Consider the following 4250-nt stretch of genomic DNA (forward strand, 5'->3'; position numbering starts at 1 on the left):
TTCCAGTGCTATCCTCCCTCAGCTATCGAAGACCCTGCGATATCGTCCGTGCCCCTTGGGCTCGCGCCGGGTCGCCGTGCCCATCACTGCCAGTACGGCCTCTGTACTCATTCCAGCAATCGCCCGCAGATCCGCCGCATCAGCGTCCGTCATCAGCGGAACAGAACCTGGCGCTTTTGCATTTGCATCGAGGACGCGTTGTTCGAAAGCGTTCAATTCATAGGCCAGCGCCCGCCGGCGCATATTGTTGGCATACCCAGGGTTGCCCGACTTCTCCGCGTCAGCCATCAACTTATCGTACATCGCTTTCTTCTTCCTGACCTCAGCGATGAATACAGCTCTGTCGTCCCTTGTAATCGGTCCGAGCAGCCAGAATCCCCCGTGTGAATCGTGCACAAACTTATCGAAGAACTCGCTAACTGCTGCGGGTACCTTGGACGCAGCGTTAACTTCGGCCGCAATCTGCCGCTGCACAGCGTCCGCCGGCGCTGGTAGGTCGACATAGCCAATCCTGGGATTGAACACCCTACGCGGCCGGCTTGCCTCCTGGGCGCGTGCGACGTCCCTGCGCCAGTCCAACTCCGACTCCCACAGATCCGCCTTGTCCTGCGCGCTGGCATTGCGATAGCTGGACAACGCCTTGAACTTCGAATCATTGGAAACATGGGCACGCCAGCGCCAATAGAGTTGCATGTGATATTGCATGCGGTTCTCGCATGGCGGCCCCTTCGCTGCAGTCACGCTCTCCTTCTCATTGAACTTCGTCCAGTCGCAATATGCATTGAATGCGTCATCCAACTCTGGAGCGATATCAAAGTCTCGACGATCTACTGGCAGCATCTTGTCTTTCGGCAACAGTTTGACGCCCGCGTTGCATGCCTCAAAGTACATGTCGTTCAATGCGATCTGCGACAGCAGTGCCGACCTGCCGCGGACCGATTTGCCCTGGTCTCCTGGCCCATAGCCACCGCCCAGGTTCGAGTGCGCGCCCGGGTAGATGTATTCCTTTGTGTTCGGCGGGTAGGCCTTGGCGCCGATACGCGCCGTGGACAGTGGAAAGGATTGTCGTATTTCGTGAGCCGCCACGTAATGAACGACCTTGCCGACCTTCTCGATATCCATGGTGCCATCAGCCCAGTCCATCAACCCTTTGGCGATCGGCATGGAATCCGCCACCCCAACCGAGGCGACGGTATCGAATATGCCCAGGAAGCGCAAGTCGAGCGTGGCATCGCCAACCTTCATGCCGGTTGCCTTGCGTATCCACTGGCAAAAGGTGCGAGCTTCTGCGGCACCGCGTGAGAAGCCAAAAACTGAAAGTCGGACGGCACTGATCCTTGGCCGCCTGCCTTCGATCGCTTTCATTAGGCGCCTTTGAAGGTCGCTGAAGATTCCGATCATCTTGCCATCGCCCAGGCGCCAGGCGGTGCTAAGACCGTGAATGGTGCTTGTCGAAAGGGTAAGCATCTCGTGCCTTTCGAGCAAGTCATGGTTTAACAATGATCGATGCAAGGCGTTGAAGACCTGCAACATTGCCCAATGAATGCGCGCCTCTCCGCCACTGGCAAAGGCCTTACCACCACCGGATTCCGAGTTCTCACCGATCTCGGGGAACTTCGTACCGACGCCTGGCATGTAGTAACGAAAACCCTCCACTTGATCATCGGCGTGAGCATTAAAGAGGGTCACGATGTTGGAATGACTCTTCGTCTGCAAATCGCGCACCATGTTGTTGTTGGTGCCATCAAAGAACAGCCCGACGTGAATTTCCCTGCTGCAACTAAGGCCGCCGTCACTGGTATTGGCTGTGCCGGCGCGCTGGCACAGCTCGCGCGGTGTGGGTACTCGCTGTGCGCGTAATCCGCTCGCAGGCAGCAATGGCCGAAAGGATTCTCCACCCGGAGGCTCGTTCCACCAGTCAGTCGTTGAAGCGGAAGCAAGCTGCCGATAATGCGGCAGCCAGATTGCAGGCCTGCCGAGCCCATTCAATCCGGCCGGATCTCGCCACACAAGGATTTGGTGCCCGCTACTCTCGACCAGGCATTCTGCTGTCAACGTCGTCGTGGTCTTGAAATATCCGCAGCGAACATCACGCGTAATAGCGTTAAAACTAAGTTCATACCAGCCCGGCTGAAAAGTGCTCATTTTCGTTCCTTCGGATACAGGGGCATTTGCTCTGGGGGAAGCGATAGTGACTCGTCGGGGCTTACCTGAAGCACTCGGTGTGCCTCTTGAGAGCGAGCACGGGCCTCGGCTTCGCTCGCAGCACCACGCCATGGCTCAAAGTGGAAGTCTGGTGGCTTTACAGGATAGTCTGGGCCGGGATAGTCGGGGTGGCCAGAACCCATACTTGAGATGATTATTCTCACCTTCCCATCAGGCAGGAAATGTACATTGACGTTTCCCGGCTTTTCGTATTTCTCAATTGGCACGATCGCTTCGTGCCACGTCTCTTCAGCCTCTGCGCCCGTCGCATTCGGATCTGAACTCGAGGTGGTCCACCGGACCTTGGCAGTCAAGCCTTCATGCCACTTCCCTGGGTAAGTCACACAACAAACGAAGCTGCCGCCTCCACCATAGGCTCGGGAATTACCACCCCATGCATCATTGACATAAAACTGGTGAATGTAATCAGGGGTATGGTTGTAAGGAGTGATGCTAGAAGCAGCGGTATCGTCCGGTTGCTCGCCCCCCTTGCCGCACGCCGCGACCAGCATCGTCAACGCAGAGAAGATCATTACAGCCACTAATGCTCGCTTGTGCCTCATGGATATTCCTGTTCATCCCGCACGTGTCACATGACCCGAACCATGGACGTCTAACACAAAATCTTGCTTATCAAAAAATCGGAAATTCGCTCCTACCACACGCCGCAAGTCTCACAATCAATGCCGTCACGTCACCGCGTCAGGAATACTCGCACGTGCTCTGTTACGAACTCACCATGCCAACAGACTGATGGGAGCAACGATCGCCACCACTCCCTTCCAGCACGTTCCACAAAGTATCTGACCATTGCGTCATGCATTCCTGAAGGCTGTCACCACTAGCCACCTGTTTCCAGGTATCCGCCAACTCTGGCAATTGATAGAACGTCTCAGCACAGGTAAGGCTTAACACGATGAACTGCAACCGGTCCGTAGGCCGCTTTATGCCCAGCGTCGTCGCGCGAGCGAGATAGCTCATTAGCGCTGCATGGAAGTTCGCCCGCTGCTCGCCAGGAACCAACTCCGGCGTCGTGTCCAGAAGGAGGCTGAACATCGTATCGCCCTCGCTGGCATCCAGCATTGCGGCGAACTGGCCGCTGGTCAGATGCAGCAATTCACGCTGATCGGCGACTTCGGGGCTGCTCGTGACGTCGGCCCTAAAGCGATGAGGCACACATGCCCGATCCAAGCAGCCCCAAGATGCAATGTTTTGCGTCACCCGGAGACGTTGTGAATCCGTCAGCACGCGCCACAACTCCGGCAGTATGCGCGTGTCGGCAAACCGGCAATGGAGCTCAATGTCGCCGTCAACCTGAACCATCGCCAGATAGGCAAGCGTCTGGCATACCTTCTCCATCGGCTGTGAGGAAGCCAACCAACTGAACGCCGGGGCGGCCGCCCCTGACGCAATGAGTTGCCGAATCTGCGTTTGCGCATGGGCATCGCCAGTGGGCAACCCAATCAAGTGCGGCGCCATATCACCAAAGGCCGCAAACCGCGAGTGCTCCAGCACATTGTGAATCGACCAGCCACGCTTTCGCGCGGTCGCCTGGATTCTCGCAAAGTCCACAAGCATAGCGTCGACCAGCAGCCACTGTGAAAGGCCTTCTTGTTCGGACTGCCACTGGACAATTTGCGCGGCCACAGCTTCCGGTATCAGGACATCGACAGCAAATTCCACGACATTCCTCATTGCGGCATCGAAAATGGCACCCCCCGCTTGGCGGCTTCCAATGCGCACTCAACGCATACGCTGGATGGAAATAGCGGAATGCCATAGGGCTGGTTCACCGGTCCCTCAAACTTCCTCTGTGCCGCCTTATAAGTAATCGCCCCCGGACACTCCACGGTAATATTTCCGCCCTCGATCAATATCGAAGCCCCACCTGCCGTGGCAATCCGAATCCGTTTCGCCGCGGCGAAATCCACGTTCATGTTGGCCGACACTACGGTCAAGTCGTCTCGTGCCGCCAGCTTTAACAAATCGTGCTGCGCCTGGATATCGATATCATTCTGCCCCGCCGTCAGCTGCAGGCCGATGTC

At 56.9% G+C, this 4250-nt stretch carries 4 protein-coding genes; all 4 read right to left on the reverse strand.

Annotated elements, in window-relative coordinates; genetic code table 11:
- Positions 1-18 precede the first annotated feature (18 nt).
- Entirely contained in the window at positions 19-2145 is a 2127-nt protein-coding gene (locus tag MKD38_RS30195; RefSeq protein ID WP_252682409.1) for a phospholipase effector Tle1 domain-containing protein, read from the reverse strand.
- Positions 2142-2768: a DUF3304 domain-containing protein gene (locus MKD38_RS30200; protein WP_252682411.1), complete on the reverse strand. Its 627-nt coding sequence runs from the start codon at positions 2766-2768 to the stop codon at positions 2142-2144. The genes MKD38_RS30195 and MKD38_RS30200 overlap by 4 nt, the downstream gene beginning before the upstream one ends.
- A 163-nt stretch (positions 2769-2931) precedes the next feature.
- A complete protein-coding gene (locus MKD38_RS30205) occupies positions 2932-3888 on the reverse strand; it encodes a DUF4123 domain-containing protein (protein ID WP_252682413.1) in 957 nt (318 codons plus the stop codon).
- An 8-nt stretch (positions 3889-3896) separates the two neighbouring features.
- Positions 3897-4250, reverse strand: a 354-nt coding sequence (locus tag MKD38_RS30210; RefSeq protein ID WP_252682414.1) for a DUF2345 domain-containing protein, incomplete at its 5' end; no start/stop codon positions are given.

Source organism: Cupriavidus sp. WGlv3 (assembly GCF_023952475.1).
Taxonomy (GTDB): domain Bacteria; phylum Pseudomonadota; class Gammaproteobacteria; order Burkholderiales; family Burkholderiaceae; genus Cupriavidus; species Cupriavidus phytorum.

What these genes read in the sequence shown, in the direction of transcription:
- MKD38_RS30195 (WP_252682409.1), bottom strand. Translation starts at nt 2,145, where the DNA reads ATGAGCACTTTTCAGCCGGGCTGGTATGAACTTAGTTTTAACGCTATT.
- MKD38_RS30200 (WP_252682411.1), bottom strand. Translation starts at nt 2,768, where the DNA reads ATGAGGCACAAGCGAGCATTAGTGGCTGTAATGATCTTCTCTGCGTTG.